This window comes from Candidatus Photodesmus katoptron Akat1 (assembly GCF_000478685.1).
GTDB classification, from domain to species: domain Bacteria; phylum Pseudomonadota; class Gammaproteobacteria; order Enterobacterales; family Vibrionaceae; genus Vibrio; species Vibrio anomalopis.
On sequence record NZ_AMSD01000001.1, the window covers coordinates 398,794 to 423,674 of the forward strand.

Sequence of the window (24,881 nt, forward strand, 5' to 3'; positions counted from 1 at the left end):
AAAAATAATACACACTTAATTTTTAAATTGGAAGAAAACATATAATACTGGTTAAATTATAATAAAACCTTATTAAATAATAATTTAATTTAATTACTCATAAAGCACGCTCCTGAAGCATATCTAAAACCGGTAAAGATTTACCTTCAACAAATTCAAGAAACGCACCACCGCCAGTTGAAATATATGAAATATCAGATTTAATTCCAAACTTATCAATAGCTGCTATAGTATCACCCCCACCTGCTAAAGAAAAAGCTGAAGATTTAGCAATTGCTTTAGAAACAGCGATTGTACCAGATGAAAAATTCTTAAATTCAAAGACCCCTACAGGACCATTCCAAAGAATAGTTTTTGCTTTACTAATAATTTCAATAAGATTAGATATTGAATTAGGTCCTAAATCAAAAATCATATCATCATCTTGAACATCAATAAGACTTTTAATCTCCGCTTTAGCATTTTCATCAAATACTTTTGCACAGGCTACATCAGTCGCTATTGGTATAGAAGAATTTCTCATTATTTTTTTAGCTGTTTTAACCAAATCTACTTCATATAATGATTTACCTATATTGTAACCAGAAGCTGAAATAAAAGTATTTGCGATCCCTCCTCCAACAATTAAATAATCTGCTATTTGAGATAATTTTTCAAGAATACTAAGTTTACTAGACACTTTAGAACCACCTACAATAGCAACAAGTGGACGTTCAGGAGAAGCCATTGCTTTACTTAATGCATCTAATTCAGCTGATAATAAAAGCCCAGCACAAGAAATAGGAGCTTCTATGCCTACACCATAAGTTGATGCTTGAGCGCGATGAGCAGCACCGAATGCATCCATTACGAAGATATCACATAACGCGGCATACTTTTTAGATAATTGCTTTTCATTAGATTGTTCACCGCTATTAAAACGAACATTTTCAAGAACAACCAATTCACCTGAATTTAAATATAAACCATTTATATAATCCTTAACTAAACTCACTTTTCTATTAAATATTCTACTTAAGCAAGCAACAACAGGAGATAATGAAAATAGTTCATCATACTCACCTTCAGTCGGACGCCCTAAATGAGAAGTAACCATTACTTTAGCACCAGCATGAAGACAATGCTCAATAGTAGGCAAAGATGCAAGAATTCTCACATCAGAAACTACTTGGCCATCTTTAATTGGAACATTTAAGTCAGATCGGATTAAAACACGTTTACCTGCTAATTCCAGGTCCGTTATTTTACGTATAGACATAGTTTACCCTCAAATTTCTAATAAAATTAACTCTAACTATAATTTTAATAAAATGCACGTGATTACTAATCTTTTCGAAAAAAAACTAGTTTTTCCAATTATCTTTTTTGTTTTAAATAATTTAATACTATCGTATGGTGTTCTTTAGTCTTAAATTTACTAAATACATATTCAATTATTCCTACTTCATTAAGTAAAAAACTAAATCTGTGTAATCCATAATAACTTTTACCCATAAATTTTTTCTGACCCCAAACACCAAATTGTTCTGAAACAATATGATTTTCATCAGAAAGTAAAGTAAAATTTAGATTTTGGCAATCGAAGAACTTCCGTAAACGTTTTACAGAATCAGTACTAATACCTAAGATTACTACATTATATCTATCTAACTCTGATTTACTATCACGCATACCTTGTGCTTGTAATGTACAACCAGAAGTCATAGCTTTAGGGTAAAAATAACACAAGACTTTTTTTCCTAGAAAATTAGATAGAGTCACTACTTTTCCATATTGGTTTAACAAAGAAAACTTTGGAGCTAACATACTTGCTATTAATGTATTCATCCATATCCCCATATCATTTAAGTATTGTTTTAAGACATTAAAACATTTAGAATAAAAGTCAGGTTTTAGTTTGCAAACTTATTAAGCCTTAATTAGTCTAACTATATTTTATAAACTATAAAAAACCTTAAATTTAATAATCACTTTGACATTTAATAAAATCAGCTTGAACTATAATGAATCTATGATTTTTGATAAAGATCAATTTGATAATAATTATTTAAATTAATTTTAAAATACTTGTTTTTATTAAGCTAAACTAAAAGAATTTAATTCTTACTAACATGGTATAAATTATGTTTTCAGGAAGCATAGTGGCATTAATTACACCACTCGATCCAAACGGTGGGATAGATTTTATTAGCTTGAAAATACTAATAGATTATCATGTGAAATCTGGAACTGATGCTATAGTGGTTACGGGTACAACTGGAGAATCTGTAACATTAACTTTAGAAGAACAGATTAAAATTATCAATAAAGCTATTGAATTTGCTGATGACCGTATTCCTATTATTGCTGGAACTGGAACAAATTCAACTCATAAATCAATCGCCTTGAATCAACTGCTAAATAATACAAACATTGCTGCATGTCTAAGCGTAACACCTTACTATAATAGACCAACTCAAGAGGGATTATATCAGCACTATAAAATAATTGCTGAAGCAACAGATATACCACAGATATTATATAATGTTCCTATTCGAACTGGAGTTGATCTTTTACCAAAAACTGTTGCTCGTCTTGCTAAAATTAAGAATATAGTTGCCCTTAAAGACGCAACAGGTGATCTAGATAGAATTGAAATACATCATAAACTTTGCGGGAAAAATTTTATTTTACTAAGTGGCGATGATAGTTCAGCTTTGCAATTTATTCAACGAGGTGGACAAGGTGTTATTTCTGTTACTAGCAATGTTGCAGCTAAAGATATGGCTAAAATGTGTGACTTAGCAAAAAAAGGCCAATTTGAACAAGCTAATACTATAAATAAACGTCTAATGCCACTGAATCACAGTTTATTTATAGAGTCAAACCCAATTGCTGTAAAATGGGCAGCCTATAAAATAGGTTTAATTTCTACAAGTAAACTGCGATCACCACTAACACAATTATCTAAAAAGGCCCGCCCTATTGTATCTAACGCAATGAAAAAAGCATGTATTTATGACATTAAAAATGTTTAACTACTAACAAATTAGAATAAGCCTTTATTAAATTTTAAAGTAAGATATTTTTATATATAAAATTTTACAAATCTCTTTTACAAACACACAGCATACACTGGAATAAACTCCTAATGAGCAAAATAACTGTCCTTCTACTTTACGGTGGAAATCAATCAGAACATGCAGTATCTCGTATGTCTGCCAATTATCTACAAACTCAACTGAAACTAACACCTTCATTCTTTGTGATTCGTATAAGAATTCAATCAAATAACTGGTATGATGATAATGAAGATAGGGTATACTTGGATTTTAATAAAGCTGAATTATATAGCAACAAACTTGATCCAATTAAAATAGACTTTATTATCCCATGTATACATGGCTATCCTGGTGAAACAGGTGATATTCAGTCTATGCTTGAACTAGCTAAAATTCCTTATTTAGGTTGCGGACCAGAAGCTAGCATTAATAGTTTTAATAAAATAACATCTAAACTTTGGTATAATGCATTGGGTATTCCCAATACTCCATATATATTCCTTTGCAAAAATAGCAAAATATCTATTAAACAAGGAGAAATAGCATTTAAACGTTGGGGTAAAGTTTTTGTAAAAGCTGCTAAGCAGGGATCTTCTATTGGATGTTATAAGGTGACTAATATTAAAGAAATAGGGAAATTTATCAACTTAGCATTCACTTATTCAGACCAAGTATTAATTGAAAAAGCACTACAATCAAGAGAATTGGAAGTATCAGCCTATGAATTTAATGGAAAACTTTATATTTCAAAACCAGGAGAAATTCTTACACCAGATAATAATTTTTATTCATACAAAGAAAAATACAATCAAGACAGCAAGTCTATTACCAAGATTGAAGCATCAAATTTAACAATAAAACAGAAAAAAATTATATCTAATAACGCTCGAAAAATTTTTATTCAAATGAAACTAAAACACTTATCACGTCTAGATTTCTTTTTAACAAAAGATAACAAGATCTACTTAAATGAAGTCAATACTTTCCCTGGAATGACATCTACCTCAATGTTTCCTAAAATGCTCGAGAACAACGGACATCGTTTTTCTCAATTCCTAGCTAATTGCATTTTCTCTTCCATTGTAAAAAACTGATTGTAAGATTAAAAACATATTTTTTACTATTAATCCTGTAAAAAAGATTGTTCTTCATATTCATAATTTGGCAATACATTCCAAACTGCTTTTACTAAAGTTGCTAGCGGAATTGCAAAAAACACTCCCCAAAAACCATAACAACCTCCAAATATGAGAATAGCAATAATAATTGCTACTGGATGCAAGTTCACTGCCTCAGAAAACAAAATTGGAACTAAAACATTCCCATCTAATACTTGAATTACAGCATACGCAAACATTAACCAGTAAAATTGAGAAGTTAATCCCCACTGAAAAAGCCCAACAATTGCTACTGGAATAGTCGCTACAGCTGCACCGATGTAAGGAATCAATACTGAAAGTCCAATTGTAACAGACAATAAAACAGAATAGCGAACATTTAATATTATCAAAGTAACATAACTAACAACACCAACAATAAGAATTTCTAGAACTTTACCGCGAATATAGTTAGAAATTTGTTTATTCATTTCATACCAAACTTGATTAGCTAGTTTTCTATTTTTTGGTAGTAAATAACTAGCTATATCAATCATCTCTTTCTTATCTTTTAATAAAAAAAACACCAGAATCGGTACCAAAATAAAATAAACTGCTAATGTTACGATACTCACTAAAGATGCAAGTGATTTTTTTAAGACATTTTCACTAAAACCAATAACTTGATTTTTAATATTGATTACTAAAAGTTCCATAATATGTAAACTTTCTAATTCTGGATAATATTTTGGTATAGAAGAAATAAAATTTTGTAATCCTAAATACATGTTGGGTATATCATTAATCAAATTTATAACTTGTTCCCAAATAGTAGGTATCAAAACAAATACTGCTAGAAACATTAAACTTGAAAAACTTAGAGTCACTAAAATAACAGATATAATACGACAAATACCTAATCTGATGAGTTTATTAACCAACCATTCGAGCAAATAAGCAATGACTATGGCTACTAGAAAAGGAGCAATTAAACTTCCGAAAAAATAAATCGTAATAAAACCAAATAATAAAATAGCTGCTAGGCTAACTGCATGGGGATCGGAAGAAAACCGTTTACACCAACGACTAATCATTTCTAATACTTTTAAAATAAGTCATAAAATACCATCTCATAGTGTATTCCATTTATAATTCTTTGCTTAAATAAACAATACTTACTTACTCTAAGTATAATTAAATTATACATTTCATAAATACTTAATCTATCAATAATATTCTTTATATAAAGACACACATCAAGATAAAAATTACTAAACATTATCTAATCCTAAAGAATTTTTATTATCATCACATGGTTTATTACAACTACATATACCATTTAAACTTATAGAAGCTAACTGACTGCAACTACTTTTGATTGCCTTTTTTTAAAAATATAACCTATAGACATTGAAAACATTACAATTAAGAAAGAAAAAAAAGCAAAGATAAATGTACTCATATAAAACATATCTCTAAATATTCATAATAGATGACTTATATGCATTAGAAGCTAGTTCCATAAAACCATTTTTTGTTTTAATAATCATATATACTGGAATTTTGTACTGATTTGCTAGCTCCATTCCCTTATCTTTTCCTAGGACCATTAAAGCAGTAGACAAACCATCGGCAGTCATTGATGACTTATCAAAGACAGTAACAGATGCAATATTATTTTCAATAGGTTGTCCTGTTTCTGGATTGATAATATGAGAATAATAAACACCATTATGCTTAAAATAATTGCGATAATCTCCTGATGTTGAAACAGCTGTATTACCCGGTTCAATAATGGTTTGAATAATTCGCTGATCTGGAATCGGCTTTTCAATAGCAATTCGCCAAGGTTGACCTTGTTGATTTACCCCTTTCAGATGCATTTCACCACCAACTTCTACTATGTAATTCTCAATTCCAACAGATTGCATATAATTAGCAAGTAAATCGACAGCCCAACCCTTAGCGATTGTGGATAAATCGATGTATAAATTAGGTATTTTTTTTCTAAGAGTAGAATCAGTTACACTCAAATTATGAATACCAATGTTTTTTTTATACTTAGCTAATTCAATATCTGTAGGTACCTTCTTTAAGCGATTTTCTGGCCCAAATCCCCATAAATTTACTAATGGACCAACAGTTATATCTAATGCCCCTAACGTTAAATTACTCAAACGAATGGCCTCTTTTACTACAATTGTAATTTCATGAGATACTGGGAATGGTGCAGTTCCTTGATACTGATTAAACTGAGTTAATTCAGAGTCTTGACGATAAGTTGACATCTGATTATTAACTTTCTCAAGAATAGTATTGATCTCCAAACTTAATTTTTCTGAAGTTGGAATACCTTTTATTTCAAGATATTTTATATTGTAGATTGTTCCCATAGTTAAGCCAGTTAAATGATTTTGTTTAACTGTTTCCTTTTTAGAAGCAAATAAAACAAAGAAACAAAATCCCAATGCTAAAAACAAACAGGATCTTAAAAAAATAACTCTATTAAACACAGAAAATAACATACAAAGTATAACCTAAACCATTTATAAGTACACAATCTTTAAAATTACTAATGAACCTAGCTTATTACTTATCCCCCAAAATCATCTAGCAAAATATTCTCATCTTCAACACCAAGGTCTTGTAACATACGAATAACTGCATTATTCATCATTGGTGGACCACACATATAATACTCACAATCTTCAGGGGTTTCATGATATTTTAAGTAATTTTCATAAATTACTTCATGGATAAAACCTGTATAGCCATCCCAATTATCTTCTGGAAGAGGATTAGATAAAGCTACATGCCAAGAAAAATTATCATTTTTATCTTGTAAATCATCAAATTCTTCGATGTAAAACATTTCACGTTTCGAACGAGCACCGTACCAATAAGTGATTTTACGTTTAGATTTAAGTCTTAGTAATTGATCGAAAATATGTGAACGCATCGGAGCCATTCCTGCACCTCCACCAATGAATATCATTTCATTATCAGTGTCTTTAGCAAAAAAATGACCAAATGGACCAGATATCATACACTTATCCCCAACTTTTAATGACCAAATGTACGAAGACATAATACCTGGCGGAATAGAAAGATCTTGAAAAGAAGGTGGAATAGCAATACGTACATTGAGTTTTATCAAGTTTTTTTCTTCTGGATATGAAGCCATTGAATAAGCGCGAACAATTTTTTTATTAAAAATAGATTCATAACGAAATAAACCAAGTTTTTCCCAATCACTACGATATATTTCAGGAATATCAAAATCACTATATTTAACATGATGAGGCTCTGATTCAATTTGAATATAGCCACCTGCCTGAAATTCTATCTTCTCACCTTCAGGAATTTTTAACACAAGTTCTTTAATAAAAGTCGCTTTATTATCGTTGGAAATAACAGTACATTCCCACTTTTTAGTGCCAAAAATCTCTTCAGGAAGCTCAATATCCATATTTGATTTTACAGATACTTGACAAGCAAGGCGTTCTCCATGATTTGCTCTCTTTTTAGTAATATGATTAAGTTCAGTTGGTAAAATAGCACCTCCTCCACTTTTTACTTTTATTCGACATTGACCGCAAGTACCACTGCCACCACATGCAGAAGAAATAAATATACCTTTATCAGCCATAGCAGCAAGTAGTTTTTTACCTGGAGTAGTGACAAAACTCCTACTTAAATTACCATTAACAGCAATTGTGACTTCACCTGATATTATTAACTTAGATCTAGCAAAAAGAATTGCTAAAACCAATATTGATACGGTAAAAGTCAGTACAAAAACACCAAGAATAATATCCATGTATTATTCCTCAATATTATGCTTATGCTGCATCATTTTTCAACCTTATAATTGAATACCTGAAAAAGACATAAAACCTAATGACATCAAACCTACTGTAATAAATGTAATACCTAACCCCCGTAAACCATCAGGTACATTAGAATACTTCATTTTTTCACGAATACCTGAAAGTGATAAAATAGCCAACATCCAACCTAAACCAGAACCAAATCCGTAAACGATTGACTCTAAAAAATTATAATCGCGTGTTACCATGAATGATACACCACCAAAAATTGCACAATTTACTGTAATCAAAGGTAAAAAAATACCTAAAGCGTTATACAAAGACGGAAAAAAACGTTCTACTACCATTTCAAGAATTTGTACAAGTGCAGCTATAACACCAATGAATACAATAAAATTAAGAAAACTAAGATCAACTCCTTGCATTAATGAATTTTCTTTTAAAATAAAAGTATAAATTAAATTGTTTAATGGTAAAGCAATCGTCAATACCGTAACAACGGTAATACCTAAACTAAAAGCTGTTTTAACTTTTTTAGATATAGCAAGAAATGTACACATGCCTAAGAAAAAAGAAAGAGCCATATTTTCAATAAAAATTGATTTAACTAATAAGCCAATATAGTATTCCATAATTAGATTACCTATTTCCTTCTATTTGTTCCGTCCTAAATGTTCGAATAATCCAAATTAAAAAACCAATTAAAAAAAATGCAGAAGGTGCTAATAACATTAAACCATTTGGTTGATACCAACCATTATTATTTACTAAAGGAAACAATTCAAAACCAAAAATTTTGCCTGAACCCAATAACTCTCGAAAAAAACTAATAGTAATAAGGATGAAACCATATCCTAAACCATTGCCAATACCATCAAGAAAGGAAGCTATTGGATCGTATTTCATAGCGAAAGCCTCAGCACGACCCATGACAATACAATTGGTAATTATTAAACCAACAAAAACTGATAACTGCTTAGAAATATTATACAAATATGCTTTAATTATCTGGTCAACAACAATCACTAAAGATGCGATTATAACCATTTGAATAATAATACGTATACTGCTAGGAATATAATTACGAATAATTGAAATAAATAAACTAGAGAATGCTGTGACACAGATGACTGCTAATGTCATCACCAATGCTGTTTCTAGTTTAGTAGTTACTGCAAGAGCAGAACATACTCCAAGGATTTGTAGTGCGATAGGATTCTCATCTAATATAGGGTTTATTAATGCTTTCTTTTTTATATTTTCTTTAGAATAAATCATCGATTAATAGCTCCTTGACGAACCTTTGATAAAAAAGGACCAAAACCCATGTTACCTAGCCAAAAGTCAAATGTATTCTGCACTCCATTACTAGTTAATGTTGCCCCTGAAAGACCATCAACACTATGATTAGAATCATATTTTTCATTGCTACTATGAATAAGTCTTATTGCAGGTTCATTATTTTCATTAAATAACTTTTTACCTATAAATTGAGAAGACCATATTGGGTTTTCTACTTCACCACCAAGACCTGGAGTTTCTTTTTGTTCATAATAAGTAATACCAGAAATAGTATTTCCATCCATATTTACCGCAATAAACGCATACATCATTGACCATAAACCGCTACCATGAACAGGAATAATAATTTTAGATACTTTATCAAAATTCTTAACTAAATACACAACACCAATATTAGCTCGACGAAAAATCTTAGCCACATCTTGTTTAGATGTAAGCTTAATAGATTGTGAATTGTTTTTTGCTGCTTTTCGTTGATCATAAACCATTGCATCACCATCAACAAAACTTCCAGAATCGAAGTCAATTAAACGGGGCTCAATATACTGAGAAAAAACTTCGGAAATTTTTTTATCTGAAACATCAAGACCAGCAAGCTCAATAATCTTGCTTTGCTGGTCTAATAATGCATTTGCTTTTTGTTTATCACGCAATCCAACAGAAATTGACGATACAATAATTGAACATACAAAACTTAATAAAAAAATAACAAAAAGATTTTTTTTATACCTTGATTATCACTTACCATATCGTGCTAACCTTCTTTTAATATTATTTTCAATCACAATATGATCAAATAGCGGTGAAAATAGATTTGCAAATAAAATAGCTAACATTATACCTTCAGGATAAGCTGGATTAATAACACGAATTACTACACACATAGAACCAATTAAAAAACCATATGCCCATTTCCCTTTGTTAGTAAATGAAGCAGATACAGGATCTGTTGCCATGAAAAACATACCAAATGCAAAACCACCCAAAACTAAATGCCAATACCAAGGCATACTAAACATCGGATTAGTATCTGAACCAATAACATTAAATAATGTTGATAATAAAATCATACCAATCATCACACCAATAATTATTCTCCATGAAGCAATGCCAGAAAAAACAATTATACCTGCACCTATAATTAGAGCTAAAGTTGATACTTCACCAATGGAACCCGATATCTTACCAAGAAAAGCATCCATCCAAGTAATAGAATGATTTGTAATTACATTTACTAAAGTATTTTCACCTGTTTTTGCCCATTGACTAAGCACAGTTGCACTAGAGAATCCGTCAGCGGCAACCCATACTTTATCACCTGAAATTTGAGCTGGATATGCAAAAAATAAAAAAGCACGACCTGCTAATGCTGGATTTAAAAAGTTACGTCCGGTTCCACCAAAAATTTCTTTAGCAATAACAACACCAAAAGTAATACCTAAAGTAGCCTGGTATAAAGATATGGTTGGAGGAAGAATAAGTGCAAATAAAATTGAAGTAACAAAAAAACCTTCATTAACTTCATGCTTACGCACTATGCAAAATAATAATTCCCAAAAACCACCAACAATAAACACTGTTAAGTAAATTGGGAAAAAATAAGTTGCACCAAGTAACATTTTATCAAACCAACTAGCATCATAAGACAATGTTCCAGTTAGCATTTCAGTTAAAGAATAGCGCCAATTATTAGCAATAATATCTACAAGTTCAGTTTCTGAATAAATATGATGTAAAGCAGAAATAGCTTGTTCACCTACATTATATATTCCCCAAAATAATGCGGGTAATACTGAAATCCAAACTATAATCATAATACGTTTTAGATCAATAGCATCACGAACATGAGAACTTTTTTTTGTAACTAAACCTGGAGTATAAAAAAATGTAGCTATGGCTTCATAAAGTGCAAACCACTTCCGATATTGACCATTTGATTGAAAATGATGTTCAATATCCTCAAGGATTTTTTTAAGCATAGTGTTATCCTTCCTTGACAATTATATCTAAACATTTACGAAGTAAATAACCATACTCATATTTGCTAGGACATACGAAAGTACATAATGCTAAATCTTCCTCATCTAACTCTAATATACCAAGGCGTTGAGCACTATCAGTATCACATACACATAAATCACGAAGCAATAATGTTGGTTCTATATCTAATGGCATCACTTTTTCATAGTTACCAATAGGAACCATAGCACGATGACTTCCATTGGTAGTGGTCGTCATCCTGAATAAACGTTTTTTAAAAAACGAACTTAAAAAAGAACGAGTAATAGAAAACTTATTTTTACCAAATGAAGCCCAACCAAATAATTCTTTCTTTCGATCTTCACATAGAACAGAAACCTGCATATGATAGCGACCTAAATAAGCATGAGGACCATAAGCTTGTGTACCAGTTAACACTGAACCAGAAATTATACGAACATCATCAGATACTAATTCGTTACGAGTTATTTCGTTTAAATTCACACCTAAACTAGCTCGAATAAGACGAGGATTATTCACTCCTGGACCTGAGAGCGAAATCACCCGATTAGTATACAATATCCCTGTTAAGAATAATTTCCCAACTGCAATAACATCTTGGTAATTGATAGACCAAGCTACATTTTTTAAATTAACTGGATATAAAAAATGCATATGAGTACCCGCAAGACCGGATGGATGAGGTCCATTAAAGATATGCTCTTGAACATTAGATTGATTTGATCGAGGAAGACTAGCAGAAGATTTACATACATAAACCGTACCTTCTGTTAATGCAGATAGGATATCTAAACCTGAAATAAAAGCATCTTTTTGCTCATTAATAATTAATTCAGGCCTTGCTGATAAAGGATTCGTATCCATAGCAGTAACAAAAATTGCCTTAGTTGACGAATTAATTTCTGGAATTCTACTAAATGGACGTGCTCGAAAAGCAGTCCAAAGACCAGACTCAACTAATTGAGATTTAATAATGTTTCTATCTAAATTAACTAATTCAGAAGAGTTAAATTTTTTAAAAAAAAACTGTTCGTTTCCTTGAACTTTAATTACTACAGACTGTAAGACACGTTTTTCACCTCGGTTAATTTCAATAACCTTACCACTCGCTGGTGCAGTAAACTTAACACCTGGATTCTTTTTATCTTCAAATAATATTTGAGCTTTTTTTACCCTTTCTCCAACACAAACATGCATAATAGGACGCATACCAATATATTCTTCACCAAGTAAAGCAACTTTATTGATGCATTTTGCATTATCAATCACTTGTAATGGATTGCCGGAAATAGGAAGATCTAAACCTTTTTTTATTGTAATCATAAATACTTATTACTCACCTTAATCCATAAGAAAAAGATTCTTTAATGTTGATAACCTTTTCATGGATAAATGCAGACCTTACTTCAGAGCTATTTAAAATAGTTTACGTAATATTTAAAAACAACCATTCTATATATTTAAAAACAACCATTCTATCTTTAGGATAAGAGCAAGGCCTAGAGAGCGAATAAGTTTAACATAAACCTGATATTAAACCCAACAACTAGAATTTTGGTTTCAAAAGTTTATAACATAGGCATAACCTTATTTTTTTACTTTGCATAAAAATTAGCCTTTTCCATGAACATTGGACTGCTAGAACTAACTCCTTGACATAATTCCCATTCTTCTAATGTATAAACCTGAATTGATATTGCATGAATATGGTTTGCTAATTCATCACATAACAGCTCATAAATTTCCTTAAACGCTTCCCCAAAAAATGCTGACTCACTATTATTATTTTAAAATGAGTTTCAAATTTCTCAGAAATTCCATGCATTTCACTTTCATTGAGTACTTGCAATACAACTGGTGGAAGATGTTGTTTTAATTTTTTTCAATTGATATTTTTATCATAAAAGCTTTTCTTATTCCATAATATAGAAAGAGTAATTTTATCTACCTAGTTCTTTCGCAATTTATTTAAAGTTAGAGATAAAAAATACACATAAATAAAAAAATCTTAACTAGCAGTTAGTGAAAACTTTTCTTCCTTAAACAATAAAATTTACTCTAGAATGATAAATTATATTAATTAGTTGACTATTTACCGAACCTAAATTCCTCAAAAAATAAACCAGTTTAAAATGGGATATCATCATCAAAATCAACTGATTCTTCATCATCCTGAGATTTAGAATGAAAAGATTGCTGAGAATCTGAGGGTTTTTTATCTGTTGATTGCGTATGAGTACGACTTCCTAAGAATTGCATTACACCATTAAAACCTTGAACAACAACTTCTGTTGTATAACGATCCTGGCCATTTTGATCTTGCCACTTACGGGTTTTCAGTTGACCTTCTATATAAACCTGAGAACCTTTTCGTAAATATTCACCTCCAACTTCAGCTAACTTCCCAAATAATGCCACTCTATGCCACTCAGTTTTTTCGCGCTGCTCACCAGTTGTCTTATCACGCCAAAATTCGGATGTTGCGATTGCAATGCTCACAACAGCAGCACCATTTGGCATGTAACGAGTTTCTGGATCCTTACCTAAATGACCAATTAAAATAACCTTATTTACACCACGACTTGCCATTTTATCATCTCCGTTCAAGTACCTATATTCTATTTGAATGCAATTAAAATCAGAATAGCACATGCTTAGTACCCAAAGAATTTTTAAGTACCGTCACAATATATATTATGCTTTCCAGTAAATGATGAAAACATATTATGTATAAAATCAAAAAATGACTCAATAAAGAACAATTCTAAAAACAATACGCTACAACAGAAAAAATCATTTTTCTGTTGACATTGAGTAATAAATTGAAAATATTAAAGTATCTGTTAAAGTTAGATGGAATAAACAAACTATAACTTTTATCAACGAATATAAAATTAATCTGTTATTGAGCAGATTTTATTCGTAGTTAATAAAGAATGTAATATATAATTTATATTATACTATACTAAATGCTGTAAATTATTCTAAAAATTAAAGAAAATTCTTGTTTTTCAATTATTTTTGATCATAGTTTAGGAAACTAAAAGCTTACTAGGTCAATAAAACCTAGCAACTATGAAGTAAGGAAATTGTTATGGAAACTTTGTCCTATCATACATCGATAAAATCACCTTACATAGAAAAAACCGGCATTGAATTTTCATACAACTCACATAACAACATTGGTTTGTATGAAAATTCAGAGAGGATCACTAATGAAGAAAGTTCTAAAGTAGTTCAAAATATAGCCAAGATTCCAACAGAAGAATATAGCAAAATGCTAGAACAAATGAATGAATTCATTTCCTTTATAGGTACTTTTTTATCTTTTCGTATTGATGAAACATCCAAAAGAAACGTAGTTACCGTTTACGAAGCTAGCACCGGCAATGTTATTCGTCAAATACCTGGAGAAGAAATGCTAGAGATAATACGAAACTTAAAAAACCAAGCAACTCATTACTCATCAGGACTATTGATAGATAAAGTTTAATTAATCTTGGAGGATTTTTTAATGAATGCAGGATCTATAAAAATCAATACTGGCGATATTGATTTTATTATCAATAGAATTGTTGAAGCAGAACGACTACCAAAGCAACAATATATTGACCGTGAACTATCTAATATTAGTTCTAGTATTAGTGCTTATGCACAAATACTAGAACTATTGCATCAAATGAAAGATCTAGTAGAATCCTTTCGTCAAAAAAAAGCCTTTTCTGCAAGAAATATTAATACTTCTGACAAAAATGTTTTAGCTATACTAACAAATGATGCTGTAGAAGCTAAGTATTCTATCAATGTATTACAGCTTGCCCAAAAACATAAAATAATATCTAACCTAGTATCTAAAAAAGAAAAATTTGGACCAGGAATAGTACAAATTCAGCTGAATCAAAAACAATTTTCAATTAAAGTAAGACCAAATTCTAAGTTGACAGATATTATGGAACAAATCAATAAATCAGATAATAATCCTGGTATTCAATCATCAATTATTAATGAAATCAAAGGACAACGACTTCTCATAGCTTCAAATATATCCGGAGAGGAAAATGTTATCACCATAAAAGTGAATACACACTTTCGCAATTCACTAAATAAACTGAATTATCATAATCATGTACAAAAAGGAACCTCGACCAAACTAAAAGAAGGTACAAATTTAAGTATGATTCAGGTCCAACAAGCAAGAAATTCAAAAGCAACTATTGATGGTATAACTACTATTTCCAATCCTGAGAATATCATCGAAAATTCTATTTTCGGAGTAAAATTCATTTTGAAGAGTACAACGAAAGAGAATGAACCAGAAACAGAAGTAGAGGTAACACATAATGAAAAAAAAGTCTTGAAAAGTATAGAAGAACTTGTTGAATCCTATAATCAATTATATAAAAAATTAAAGGCATTTGAAGAATTTAACCCAAAGACTGGAAAATCCGGAGTATTAGCTTCAGATAATGTAATTAGAAACATAAATTCTAATTTTAAATCACTTTTCTCATCAAAAATAGAATCGGATGATAAGGAGATACAATCCTTAACTGAATTAGGTATTACTACCACACGTCAAGGAACACTTGAAATTAATTATGATATACTCAATAAACAACTTAAAACTAATTTTAATAAACTTTCTAACTTTTTTAATGGTAACCAAGGTTTTTTAAGACGCACAGAAAATACTATTGAAAATATGATGAAAATAACTGGAGCAATTCGTGTACGTGAAAAAAGTCTAATGAAAAAAAATCATCGTCTATTGGATGAGCAGTTAACATTAGATCATCGTATGAAGGCATTAGAAAAACGTACCCGCGCCAAATTTACATTGATGCAAAATGCAACTAATAAAATGGAGTATCAATTATCAGGAATGATAAATATGATGAGTCGGTAAGTATAACTACATTAGAAATCATACATAATATAGACCAAAAAATTAGTTCTATTTTAACTGATAAAGAGACTCACTTTCACGAGATCATACTACTAATCAATAAAAGGGGAGAAGCATTGCAGCATATCTTTCCTTTTGTAAAGGAAACACCCAATTTAACTAAAAGTAAAAAATGGCTCTTATTGTTGGAAGAAACTAAACAGCTTGTAGAACAATTTCATTCCAAAACAAATCAACTAGCTCAAGAATTAATGAAACATCGCTATAATAATCAGTCTATTCAGCAGTACAAAAAGTTTTTATAAGGAAAAAATTATGCGTAGTTCTCTACAAACATACAAGAAAGTATCTGTTGATAGCCAGATCAGTTCAGCTTCACCACATAAAGTAGTTCAAATGCTTATGGCTGGATCGATAGAATACCTGATTGAAGCTAAAGTAGCTATGAAACAAGGAAATATTTCTCTTAAAGGAGAAAGTTTAGGAAAAGCTCTAGATATTATAATTAGCTTACGAAATTGCTTATCCATGGATGATGGAGGCGAGATAGCAAAAAACTTAGATCAGCTTTATGAATTCATGATTACACAAATTTCAACAGCTAATCAAAAAAATTCTCCTCAAACTATCGATAATGTCATTGATATCATTAGAGAAATTAAATCTGCTTGGGATCAGATTCCTCAAGAATATCATTATCTTACCTCAGCTAATATCAATATGTAAACTCGCAAATTGTTCTTGAAAGTTATCTGCTAATATCAATATCACATCTAGTATAGTAATTGCGCAGTTGCCTTATTTTTTTATAACATAAAATAAAGGGAGTTAAATAATCAGAACGTTGATTTTTTACTATGTAACTTAACCAGTAAGTTTTTAAAAATTTAAAGGAAACTATTCTTATCCTATGCCAGGTTTAGCGGAAATACTTTTAATTGAAGATGATATAAAAATTCGAACCAATCTAAGCAATATTTTAGAATTTGTTGGTGAACGATGCAAAATACTTGCTTCTAATAAAATTAATGAACTAGATTGGTCAAAACCATGGGCAGGCTGCATTATTGGCTCATTAGATTTAAGTAACAAACAAATTTCTGACCAACTTCATCAAAAACTTATTAAAGCCTATCATGTTCCTTTATTTTTTACTGGAAAACATTCATACTTTATGAAAAATTATCCACAATACATTGGTAACTTAGAATTTCCTTTAAATTATGCTCAATTAAGTACAGCTCTCAAGCACTGTAAATATTACTTATCTAATCAAACTGTACATATAGAGAAAAACAGTCAATTTTATACTCTTGTTGGTGAAAGTACTGCTATTCGGAAAGTTCGTTATTTAATTGAGCAAGTATCAAAGACTGAAACCAATGTCTTACTAATTGGAGAATTAGGTACTGGTAAAGAATTAATTGCTCGTAATATTCATAACAATTCTTCTCGTAGTAATTCTTCATTTATACCAGTTAATTGTACTACCATACCATCAGAACTTTTAGAAAGTGAATTATTTGGCTATGAAAAAAATATTTTCACTGGAGCTATCACATCTAGAAAAGGTTGTCTTGAACTTGCTGAAGGTGGTACATTATTTTTAGATGAAATTAGTAATATATCACTCCCATTACAAATTAAATTAGTTCATTTTATTCAAAAATGTAGCTTTAAACGTGTTGGCGGAAATACTACTATTACGGCCAATGTTCGTATTATTGCAACAACGAATCAAAATCTAAAGGAACTAAGAAAAAATATTTTTTTTCGAGAAGAACTTTACTATGAATTGAATGCTTTTCCTATTGAAGTGCCTTCACTACGAAATCGTAAAGAAGACATTCCTTTAATATTACAAAACGTAATTAAACAAATAAGCGCTGATAATAAACAACCTATCAATTTTACTTCCCGTGCTATTCACTCTTTAATAAAACATGATTGGCCAGGTAACATTCAGGAGCTTTTAAACTTAGTAAAACGTATGATTATTTTAAATCCAAATGAGTTACTAGATATAAATCATTTACCATTGAATTATCGACATGATAATAATATCCCAACATTTCAGCCAAGAAAAAATTTATTTAATTTCATAGAAGAAGAAGAAGAAGAAGAACGTAATGCATTAGCAGATATTTTCTCTGAAAACTTTAATTTTGAACAAACAAGCAACTATCAAAATCATCTTGAAACATATCAACCACTTCCTACAGAAGGTATTAACTTAAAAGATTTTTTAGCTGAAGTAGAGGTACACATGATAAATCAAGCGCTTGAAACTCATGATGGTATTGTTACCAAAGCTGCAAATATACTTGGAATACCTCGAACTACACTAGTAGATAAAATGAAAAAATATAATTTGCATCGATAATAATTCAGTGTAAATAATAAAATGAGTTTAAGCTTCCACTTTAATAAAGAACAAGTTTATTTCGATACTCTTAGAAATCAAGCAGCATGCTCATGCTATAAAGAAGCATTAAATATAATATTTACCTGATTAATTCTACTTAATAAACAATGTGCTATAGTAGCAATATATAAGCGTACTACTTTTTACTACTCGATCTTACAAGATAGGTTATAAAATACAGTGATAGTGAATATATTTTGCTTTATCATAAAACACAGTTAGAAATAATTTCAGAACAGAAAAATACTGAAGTTTGACTATGTATATTCCATTTTAGTATAGTACGTAAAATTATATATTCTTAATAACTACTTATACTGACATTAAGAATGCATTTTCATCAATAAAAGTTGGTACTTCCGATTATATTACAAAAATCATCAAATGATACTGTAATGGCTGATTTAAAAGCCTATAATTACCTATAATTAATAAATAATACTTGCTAGCAAAAGCTAATATATAGAATAAATACTTGGATCTAATATAGATTATAAAGGAAAAATCAACTAATCGAACAGATAACCAATTTTTTATTATTAACTGCGCTGCAATTGCTGGAGCAATACTATCTTATCCAAAAAAACAAACAAGCTTAAAATAGGATAATTTTACTTGATTAGATCAGTGAAATAAACTTAAATTTACAAGCTAACTTATTGAGAATTCTTCAAAAAAGATAAAGAAACTATAAGAGGTCTTTCAGAAAAGTTTATATTATCGGTTAACTGTTTTTCGAATAAAGCAGTCTAAACTATAATTTTTAGGTGATATTGAACCTTTCAGTAAATATTTCGTTCAAAAAAAATAGACTTAACAATTCCAAAGGCAAGTCAAATCGATACTAAAACTACTGAACTAGAAATGTATGTGAACTTGATATTAATAAATGCAATACTAAATGATAACGAAACAAAAATTTTTAGTCAAAACACACGATGAAGGAATAAATATTTATAGATAGATTTATTCTTACCTTTATATAACACACAGTATATCTTTACTAATTAACGTACAACGAAGAATTAGCTCAGGAGATAACAATGGAAATTTACAACTTGAACAATGAAATTAAATCGATGACCTTAGAAGCAAGAAACATTGGCAAAAGCACAGTCATTCAGAAAGAAACAAACCTTAGCTTTAATGATATGCTAACTAAAGCAATCAATGATGTAAATACCTTTCAAAAAGATTCTAGCAACTTGCAAATGCGTTTTGATTATGGTGATAACAATGTATCTTTATCTGATGTCATGATTGCTCGTAATAAAGCTAGTGTTACATTTGAAGCTACGATTCAGATACGTAATAAAATTGTTGAAGCATATAAAGAATTGATAAATATGCCTGTTTAATAATAAGCTAGGTAGAAATAGTGATAGACAATATAACATTTTCTAACTCGACAGATGAACAAGTAAAGATAAAAAATCCTAATCCTAAAAAAGAACAGAAAGAATCTATTTTAAACAGAAAGAACTTTCCTAAATTTACCTTTCCAATAAGCGATTTAGATATCTTACGTCAAATAGTCTCCGTTTTGTCTATTTCCATTTGTGTGGCACTAATCATTATGCTTTTTCTCTGGGTAAAAGAACCTGAAATGCGTCCTTTAGGTGAATATGAAACCAATGAACTAATTCAAATTTTAGAATATTTAGATCGACAAAAAACCACCTATAAACTTAGTGGTAATACTATTACAGTTCCTACAAATAAATACAGTAGGTTAAAACTTGATCTTGCCCGAGCTGGATTAAACCAGGAAAAACAAGCTGGTGATGAAATTTTATTACAAGATATGGGTTTTGGAGTATCTCAACGCTTAGAGTTAGAACGAGTTCAACTAAGCAGAGAACGTCAACTTTCTAAAGCTATTGAAGAAATGAAACAAGTACGTAAAGCAAGGGTTCTGCTTGCACTCCCAAAACAAAGTGTTTTTATTCGTCATCATAAAGAAGCATCAGCTTCGGTTTTTTTAATACTTCGTACTGGTTCAATGCTAAAACAGGAAGAGATTTATTCAATAGTTGATATGGTAGCAAGCGCCGTTCCAGGGATGAAACCAACGCGTATTACAGTAACTGATCAACATGGTCGTTTACTCAGTTCAGGTTCTCAAAATATTGCCTCTTCCATACAACAAAAAGAACATGAATTAGAGCGTAAACAAGAACAGGCATTACGTGAAAAAATTGACTCTGTACTTATTCCGATTTTAGGATTTGGTAATTACACAGCTCAAGTTGATATCGAATTAGATTTCAGTACTATTGAACAAACACAAAAATATTTCAATCCAAACACACAATCTACTAGAAGTGAACATATTGTAGATAGCTATAATGATAATAATACAGCTTTAGGTATACCTGGAGCTCTTAGTAACCAACCTCCAACAGATTCTTCAATCCCAGAAAATTTAACTAATGTGAAAAATAATTTAACTTCTAAAGGAGGTTCAACTCATAAGGAAGCAACTCGTAACTTTGAATTAGATGCTACTATTAGTCATGAAAAACGTCAAACAGGCTTTATTACTCGACAAACCATTGCAGTAGCAGTTAAACATCGCTCATCAATTGATCCAAATAATGGGAAAGTTAATTATACTCCTCTGTTAAATACTGAACTAGACTCAATTCGTCAAATATTGATTGGTACTGTTGGTTTTAATAAAGATCGAGGCGACTTATTACATGTTCTCAGCATGCAATTTGCAGAACCTGAAATAGAATCGATAGTTTCTGATATACCACTTTGGGAACACCCTAATTTCAATTATTGGATTCGTTGGTTTTCTAGTGCTTTAATAATAATTGTTGTTATTATTCTTCTTATTAAACCAGCGATGAAAAAATTAATGAATCCAGCGACTTCTGATCAACAATCACATAGTTTAGACACTTTAAAAAATAAAAACTTAACCACTAATAAAAATGTTAAAAATGATGAATTACTTGGATTGGCTTCAAATTTTGATTTACCTAATTTACAAAAAGATGAAGATGTACTTAAAGCAGTGCGAGCTTTAGTTGCCAATGAACCTGAACTAGCAGCTCAAGTGATAAAAAACTGGATGAAAAATGCCTAAAAACAATAAAAATAATAATGAGGGGGGGAAACCTATCAAAATTTCTAATATTATTGGAGATGAAAAAGCAGCTATTTTACTTTTAAGCCTTAATGAAGACGATGCAGCAGGAATTATTCGTCATTTAGAACCTAAACAAGTACAACGTGTAGGCAGCGCTATGGCACGTGCATCAGATTTAAGTCAAGAAAAAGTAGAATTAGTTCATCGAGCTTTTTTAAAGGATATTCAAAAACACACTAATATTGGAATGGGTAGTGAAAGTTTTATGCGCAATACACTGATTACAGCTCTTGGTGAAGATAAAGCTAACAATTTAGTAGATCAAATCTTGTTAGGAACAGGTTCTAAAGGCCTTGATTCTTTAAAATGGATGGATCCACGTCAAGTGGCTAGTATTATCATCAATGAACATCCTCAAATCCAAACAATCGTATTATCATACTTAGAAGCAAATCAATCTGCTGAAATTTTATCCCAGTTTTCTGAGCGTGATCGTCTTGATCTCATGATGCGAATTGCTAACTTAGAAGAAGTTCAACCTTCTGCACTTGCCGAATTAAATGAAATTATGGAAAAACAATTTGCTGGTCAAGCTGGGACTCAGGCAGCTAAGATTGGAGGGTTAAAAGCTGCAGCTGAAATAATGAATTATATGGATAATAATATTGAGACTGCTTTAATAGATCAAATACGCAATCAAGATGAAGAAATAGCAACGCAAATTCAAGATCTTATGTTTGTTTTTGAAAATCTAATTGAAATTAATGACCAAGGTATGCAAAAGTTATTACGTGATATCCCACAAGATGTATTGCAAAAATCACTTAAAGGTGCTGATGATACTTTGCGTGATAAAATATTTAAAAATATGTCTAAACGTGCAGCTAAAATAATGTTAGATGATTTGGAGGCGATGCCACCAGTAAAAGTATCTGATGTAGAAGCAGCTCAAAAAGAAATTCTTACTATCGCACGTCGTATGGCCGATAATGGAGAGATTATGCTTTCAAGCAGTCCAGATGAGTTTTTATAGTTTTTTTAGAATATTCTAATATATTAAGGAAATTCATATGGTTAATAAAAAAAAACAAGGATATTTTCATTTTAATCAAAATAAAAATACTGCTCAAGCAAAAAGATGGGTACTCGTTAACTATCCTGAAATAACAGACAAAAAAACTCATAAAAACACTGCTATGAACTATCATCCTAACTTGCTAACCAATATAAGTACTAATAAAAAGGAAAAGCAATATATAGTTAACAAAAAAAATAATGAACTACTTAAAAAAGAGGCTTATAAAAAAAGTTTACTTAAAGGTCATGAGGATGGTTTCAAAAAAGGTTATGATACAGGCCAACAAAAAGGTATAAAAGAGGGTCAAAAACAAGGATTTGAATCAGGGAAAGTTGAAGGAATCAAGGAAGGGGAGAAAATCATACAAAAACAAGTAGACATTTTGGTAAAATTAGCAAATCAATTTTCTGAACCCTTAGAAGAACTGCAATCTAAAATTGTAAAACAGCTAGTTGATATGGTACTAATTTTAGTTAAAGAAATTGTCCATATTGAAGTAAAAACCAATCCAAAAATTATTCTGGATACCGTCAAACAATCTATTAAAGCTTTACCAATTCTAGAAACTAGTATTATAATTAAGCTTCATCCTGATGATCTAGCAATAATTCAATCTGTTTACAACAAAAAAGAACTTGATCAAAATAATTGGATTTTATCTCCTGAACCGAAACTTAATCGCGGTGATATTCAAATGAAAACAAATGAATCAAGTGTAAGCTATAAAATAAAAGATAGAATTGAAGATGTTATTCATAATTTCAAAATATCTAACCATCAGTTATGATAACACTTTCTGAACGTTTAAAGCAATATAAAATTCAAGGAATTACCTGCCGACCAGTTGTATCAGGAAAATTAATTCGTGTTATAGGTCTAACTCTTGAAGCAAAAGGATGCCAAGCTCCAATTGGTAGTTTATGTGAAATAGAAACTATAAATGGTACAATGGAAGTAGAAGTTGTAGGTTTCTCTGAAAACAGTCTGTACCTTATGGCAAACGAACAAATTACTGGTGTTTTTCCAGGAGCAAAAATAACACCATTAAAAAGAGAGCTTAGTATACCTGTCGGTACAGAGATACTTGGTCGTGTAATTAATAGTATGGGAAATCCGCTAGATAATTTGGGACCAATTCATATTACAGAACATGCTGCATTCTCTGCTAAACCTATTAATCCTTTAATACGTAAACCGATTACTGAACCACTTGATGTTGGTATAAAGGCAATCAATGGATTATTAACTATAGGTAAAGGACAACGCATTGGTTTATTCGCTGGTTCTGGAGTAGGAAAATCAATTACACTTGGTATGATGACTAAAGGAACTATTGCCAAAATTATAGTAGTAGGATTAATTGGTGAACGTGGACGAGAAGTAAAAGAATTTATTCAAGAAATATTAGATAAAGAAAAATATAAATATTCAGTAATAATTGCTGCTCCTGCAGATACTGCACCTCTCATGCGTATCAAAGGAGCCCAATCTGCATTAACAATTTCGGAGTACTATCGCGATAAAGGATTTGATGTGCTCCTTCTAATTGATTCACTAACTCGTTTCGCACAAGCACAACGTGAAATTGCTCTTTCAATAGGAGAACCTCCAACTACTAAAGGATATCCCCCTTCAGTTTTTACTAAATTATCTTCACTTATTGAACGTGCAGGGAATATTAATACTCAGGGTTCTATTACAGCGTTTTTTACAGTTTTAACAGAAGGAGATGATCTGCAAGATCCAATTGCAGACGCAGCACGTGCAATCCTTGATGGTCATATTGTACTATCTAGAGAAATAGCCGATTCAGGACACTACCCTGCTATTGATATAGAAAAATCTATTAGCCGAGTCATGCCTAACATCACAACAAAAGAACACATGTTAATGTCTAGAAAAATAAAGAAAGTACTATCAATTTGCCGTCAAAATCAAGACTTACTATCTATCGGAGCTTATAAACCAGGAATAGATCCCATCGTTGATAATGCATTTAGTTTAAAACCTAAAATTGACCATTACTTACAGCAAGATACTCAGGAAAGTGTACCATATGAAATGTGTATTACTATGCTAGAAAATATTCTGAAATAATAAA

Annotated in this window: 23 protein-coding genes and 1 pseudogene; 11 read left to right on the top strand and 13 right to left on the bottom strand. The window is 30.6% G+C overall.

The annotated features are described in order from the left end of the window. Positions 1–97 precede the first annotated feature (97 nt). Positions 98–1,258, bottom strand: coding sequence for a phosphoglycerate kinase (locus tag O1U_RS01660; RefSeq protein ID WP_016503680.1), 1,161 nt, complete (start codon positions 1,256–1,258; stop codon positions 98–100). Between the two features lie 98 nt (positions 1,259–1,356). Then, complete coding sequence (gene bcp, locus O1U_RS01665; RefSeq protein WP_016503681.1) at positions 1,357–1,827, bottom strand: thioredoxin-dependent thiol peroxidase; 471 nt, start codon at positions 1,825–1,827, stop codon at positions 1,357–1,359. Between the two features lie 296 nt (positions 1,828–2,123). Between bcp and dapA the strand changes: the two genes are divergently transcribed. Together dapA and O1U_RS01675 are read left to right on the top strand one after the other, a co-directional pair. Further along, on the top strand, positions 2,124–3,017 hold the full coding sequence (dapA, locus tag O1U_RS01670; RefSeq protein ID WP_034411254.1) for a 4-hydroxy-tetrahydrodipicolinate synthase: 894 nt from the start codon (positions 2,124–2,126) through the stop codon (positions 3,015–3,017). Between the two features lie 113 nt (positions 3,018–3,130). Next, complete coding sequence (locus tag O1U_RS01675; protein WP_016503683.1) at positions 3,131–4,135, top strand: D-alanine--D-alanine ligase; 1,005 nt, start codon at positions 3,131–3,133, stop codon at positions 4,133–4,135. 29 nt (positions 4,136–4,164) lie between these two features. Here the strand turns inward: O1U_RS01675 and O1U_RS01680 are convergent, their stop codons facing one another. From O1U_RS01680 to ssb, 11 genes and pseudogenes are all read right to left on the bottom strand, one after another. Beyond that, complete coding sequence (locus O1U_RS01680; protein WP_016503684.1) at positions 4,165–5,232, bottom strand: AI-2E family transporter; 1,068 nt, start codon at positions 5,230–5,232, stop codon at positions 4,165–4,167. A 177-nt stretch (positions 5,233–5,409) separates the two neighbouring features. After that, entirely contained in the window at positions 5,410–5,517 is a 108-nt protein-coding gene (locus O1U_RS05000; protein ID WP_141631649.1) for a hypothetical protein, read from the bottom strand. 96 nt (positions 5,518–5,613) lie between these two features. Then, the gene (locus O1U_RS01685; protein ID WP_016503685.1) at positions 5,614–6,663 is read right to left on the bottom strand and encodes an FAD:protein FMN transferase; all 1,050 of its coding nucleotides are present in this window, start codon (positions 6,661–6,663) and stop codon (positions 5,614–5,616) included. Positions 6,664–6,731: 68 nt separating this feature from the next. Next, the gene (gene nqrF, locus O1U_RS01690) at positions 6,732–7,958 is read right to left on the bottom strand and encodes an NADH:ubiquinone reductase (Na(+)-transporting) subunit F (RefSeq protein WP_016503686.1); all 1,227 of its coding nucleotides are present in this window, start codon (positions 7,956–7,958) and stop codon (positions 6,732–6,734) included. A 45-nt stretch (positions 7,959–8,003) separates the two neighbouring features. Then, on the bottom strand, positions 8,004–8,600 hold the full coding sequence (gene nqrE, locus O1U_RS01695) for an NADH:ubiquinone reductase (Na(+)-transporting) subunit E (protein ID WP_016503687.1): 597 nt from the start codon (positions 8,598–8,600) through the stop codon (positions 8,004–8,006). A 7-nt stretch (positions 8,601–8,607) separates the two neighbouring features. Continuing rightward, positions 8,608–9,246 carry an NADH:ubiquinone reductase (Na(+)-transporting) subunit D gene (locus O1U_RS01700; RefSeq protein WP_016503688.1) on the bottom strand — a complete coding sequence of 213 codons (639 nt, stop codon included), beginning with the start codon at positions 9,244–9,246 and terminating at the stop codon, positions 8,608–8,610. Further along, positions 9,243–10,018, bottom strand: a pseudogene (locus O1U_RS01705) (Na(+)-translocating NADH-quinone reductase subunit C). Before O1U_RS01705 ends, O1U_RS01700 begins: the two are co-directional and overlap by 4 nt. Next, on the bottom strand, positions 10,008–11,249 hold the full coding sequence (locus tag O1U_RS01710) for an NADH:ubiquinone reductase (Na(+)-transporting) subunit B (RefSeq protein WP_016503690.1): 1,242 nt from the start codon (positions 11,247–11,249) through the stop codon (positions 10,008–10,010). Before O1U_RS01710 ends, O1U_RS01705 begins: the two are co-directional and overlap by 11 nt. 4 nt (positions 11,250–11,253) lie before the next feature. Next, positions 11,254–12,594 carry a Na(+)-translocating NADH-quinone reductase subunit A gene (locus tag O1U_RS01715; protein WP_016503691.1) on the bottom strand — a complete coding sequence of 447 codons (1,341 nt, stop codon included), beginning with the start codon at positions 12,592–12,594 and terminating at the stop codon, positions 11,254–11,256. 391 nt (positions 12,595–12,985) lie between these two features. Next, entirely contained in the window at positions 12,986–13,096 is a 111-nt protein-coding gene (locus tag O1U_RS05005; protein ID WP_420887239.1) for a hypothetical protein, read from the bottom strand. Positions 13,097–13,398: 302 nt separating this feature from the next. Then, a complete protein-coding gene (gene ssb, locus O1U_RS01720; protein WP_420887240.1) occupies positions 13,399–13,923 on the bottom strand; it encodes a single-stranded DNA-binding protein in 525 nt (174 codons plus the stop codon). Positions 13,924–14,365: 442 nt separating this feature from the next. Here ssb and O1U_RS01725 point away from each other — a divergent pair, with 442 nt between their 5' ends. The 9 genes from O1U_RS01725 to O1U_RS01770 all read left to right on the top strand — a co-directional run bounded on the left by O1U_RS01725 (position 14,366) and on the right by O1U_RS01770 (position 24,877). After that, positions 14,366–14,764 carry a flagellar protein FlaG gene (locus O1U_RS01725; RefSeq protein WP_016503693.1) on the top strand — a complete coding sequence of 133 codons (399 nt, stop codon included), beginning with the start codon at positions 14,366–14,368 and terminating at the stop codon, positions 14,762–14,764. A 21-nt stretch (positions 14,765–14,785) separates the two neighbouring features. Beyond that, entirely contained in the window at positions 14,786–16,177 is a 1,392-nt protein-coding gene (fliD, locus tag O1U_RS01730; protein WP_016503694.1) for a flagellar filament capping protein FliD, read from the top strand. Between the two features lie 315 nt (positions 16,178–16,492). Then, positions 16,493–16,903 (top strand): flagellar export chaperone FliS, encoded by a 411-nt coding sequence (gene fliS, locus O1U_RS01740; protein WP_016503695.1) that lies wholly within the window; start codon positions 16,493–16,495, stop codon positions 16,901–16,903. A 184-nt stretch (positions 16,904–17,087) separates the two neighbouring features. Next, on the top strand, positions 17,088–18,560 hold the full coding sequence (locus O1U_RS01745) for a sigma-54-dependent transcriptional regulator (RefSeq protein ID WP_016503696.1): 1,473 nt from the start codon (positions 17,088–17,090) through the stop codon (positions 18,558–18,560). Between the two features lie 1,085 nt (positions 18,561–19,645). Beyond that, positions 19,646–19,960 (top strand): flagellar hook-basal body complex protein FliE, encoded by a 315-nt coding sequence (gene fliE, locus O1U_RS01750; RefSeq protein WP_016503697.1) that lies wholly within the window; start codon positions 19,646–19,648, stop codon positions 19,958–19,960. A gap of 20 nt (positions 19,961–19,980) precedes the next feature. Further along, positions 19,981–21,699, top strand: coding sequence for a flagellar basal-body MS-ring/collar protein FliF (gene fliF, locus O1U_RS01755; RefSeq protein WP_016503698.1), 1,719 nt, complete (start codon positions 19,981–19,983; stop codon positions 21,697–21,699). Then, on the top strand, positions 21,692–22,735 hold the full coding sequence (gene fliG / locus O1U_RS01760; protein WP_016503699.1) for a flagellar motor switch protein FliG: 1,044 nt from the start codon (positions 21,692–21,694) through the stop codon (positions 22,733–22,735). The genes fliF and fliG overlap by 8 nt, the downstream gene beginning before the upstream one ends. A 37-nt stretch (positions 22,736–22,772) precedes the next feature. Then, the gene (locus O1U_RS01765; RefSeq protein WP_016503700.1) at positions 22,773–23,567 is read left to right on the top strand and encodes a flagellar assembly protein FliH; all 795 of its coding nucleotides are present in this window, start codon (positions 22,773–22,775) and stop codon (positions 23,565–23,567) included. Then, positions 23,564–24,877 carry a FliI/YscN family ATPase gene (locus O1U_RS01770; RefSeq protein ID WP_016503701.1) on the top strand — a complete coding sequence of 438 codons (1,314 nt, stop codon included), beginning with the start codon at positions 23,564–23,566 and terminating at the stop codon, positions 24,875–24,877. Before O1U_RS01765 ends, O1U_RS01770 begins: the two co-directional genes overlap by 4 nt. Positions 24,878–24,881: the final 4 nt, after the last annotated feature.

Coding starts and splice junctions, on each gene's coding strand:
- ssb (WP_420887240.1), bottom strand. CDS start 13,923: ATGTGCTATTCTGATTTTAATTGCATTCAAATAGAATATAGGTACTTG.
- O1U_RS05005 (WP_420887239.1), bottom strand. CDS start 13,096: ATGCATGGAATTTCTGAGAAATTTGAAACTCATTTTAAAATAATAATA.
- O1U_RS01685 (WP_016503685.1), bottom strand. CDS start 6,663: ATGTTATTTTCTGTGTTTAATAGAGTTATTTTTTTAAGATCCTGTTTG.
- bcp (WP_016503681.1), bottom strand. CDS start 1,827: ATGAATACATTAATAGCAAGTATGTTAGCTCCAAAGTTTTCTTTGTTA.
- O1U_RS01725 (WP_016503693.1), top strand. CDS start 14,366: ATGGAAACTTTGTCCTATCATACATCGATAAAATCACCTTACATAGAA.
- O1U_RS01710 (WP_016503690.1), bottom strand. CDS start 11,249: ATGCTTAAAAAAATCCTTGAGGATATTGAACATCATTTTCAATCAAAT.
- fliS (WP_016503695.1), top strand. CDS start 16,493: ATGCGTAGTTCTCTACAAACATACAAGAAAGTATCTGTTGATAGCCAG.
- nqrE (WP_016503687.1), bottom strand. CDS start 8,600: ATGGAATACTATATTGGCTTATTAGTTAAATCAATTTTTATTGAAAAT.
- nqrF (WP_016503686.1), bottom strand. CDS start 7,958: ATGGATATTATTCTTGGTGTTTTTGTACTGACTTTTACCGTATCAATA.
- fliE (WP_016503697.1), top strand. CDS start 19,646: ATGGAAATTTACAACTTGAACAATGAAATTAAATCGATGACCTTAGAA.
- O1U_RS01700 (WP_016503688.1), bottom strand. CDS start 9,246: ATGATTTATTCTAAAGAAAATATAAAAAAGAAAGCATTAATAAACCCT.
- O1U_RS01745 (WP_016503696.1), top strand. CDS start 17,088: ATGCCAGGTTTAGCGGAAATACTTTTAATTGAAGATGATATAAAAATT.
- O1U_RS01680 (WP_016503684.1), bottom strand. CDS start 5,232: ATGATTAGTCGTTGGTGTAAACGGTTTTCTTCCGATCCCCATGCAGTT.
- fliG (WP_016503699.1), top strand. CDS start 21,692: ATGCCTAAAAACAATAAAAATAATAATGAGGGGGGGAAACCTATCAAA.
- O1U_RS01770 (WP_016503701.1), top strand. CDS start 23,564: ATGATAACACTTTCTGAACGTTTAAAGCAATATAAAATTCAAGGAATT.
- O1U_RS01715 (WP_016503691.1), bottom strand. CDS start 12,594: ATGATTACAATAAAAAAAGGTTTAGATCTTCCTATTTCCGGCAATCCA.
- fliD (WP_016503694.1), top strand. CDS start 14,786: ATGAATGCAGGATCTATAAAAATCAATACTGGCGATATTGATTTTATT.
- O1U_RS01660 (WP_016503680.1), bottom strand. CDS start 1,258: ATGTCTATACGTAAAATAACGGACCTGGAATTAGCAGGTAAACGTGTT.
- O1U_RS01675 (WP_016503683.1), top strand. CDS start 3,131: ATGAGCAAAATAACTGTCCTTCTACTTTACGGTGGAAATCAATCAGAA.
- O1U_RS01765 (WP_016503700.1), top strand. CDS start 22,773: ATGGTTAATAAAAAAAAACAAGGATATTTTCATTTTAATCAAAATAAA.
- dapA (WP_034411254.1), top strand. CDS start 2,124: ATGTTTTCAGGAAGCATAGTGGCATTAATTACACCACTCGATCCAAAC.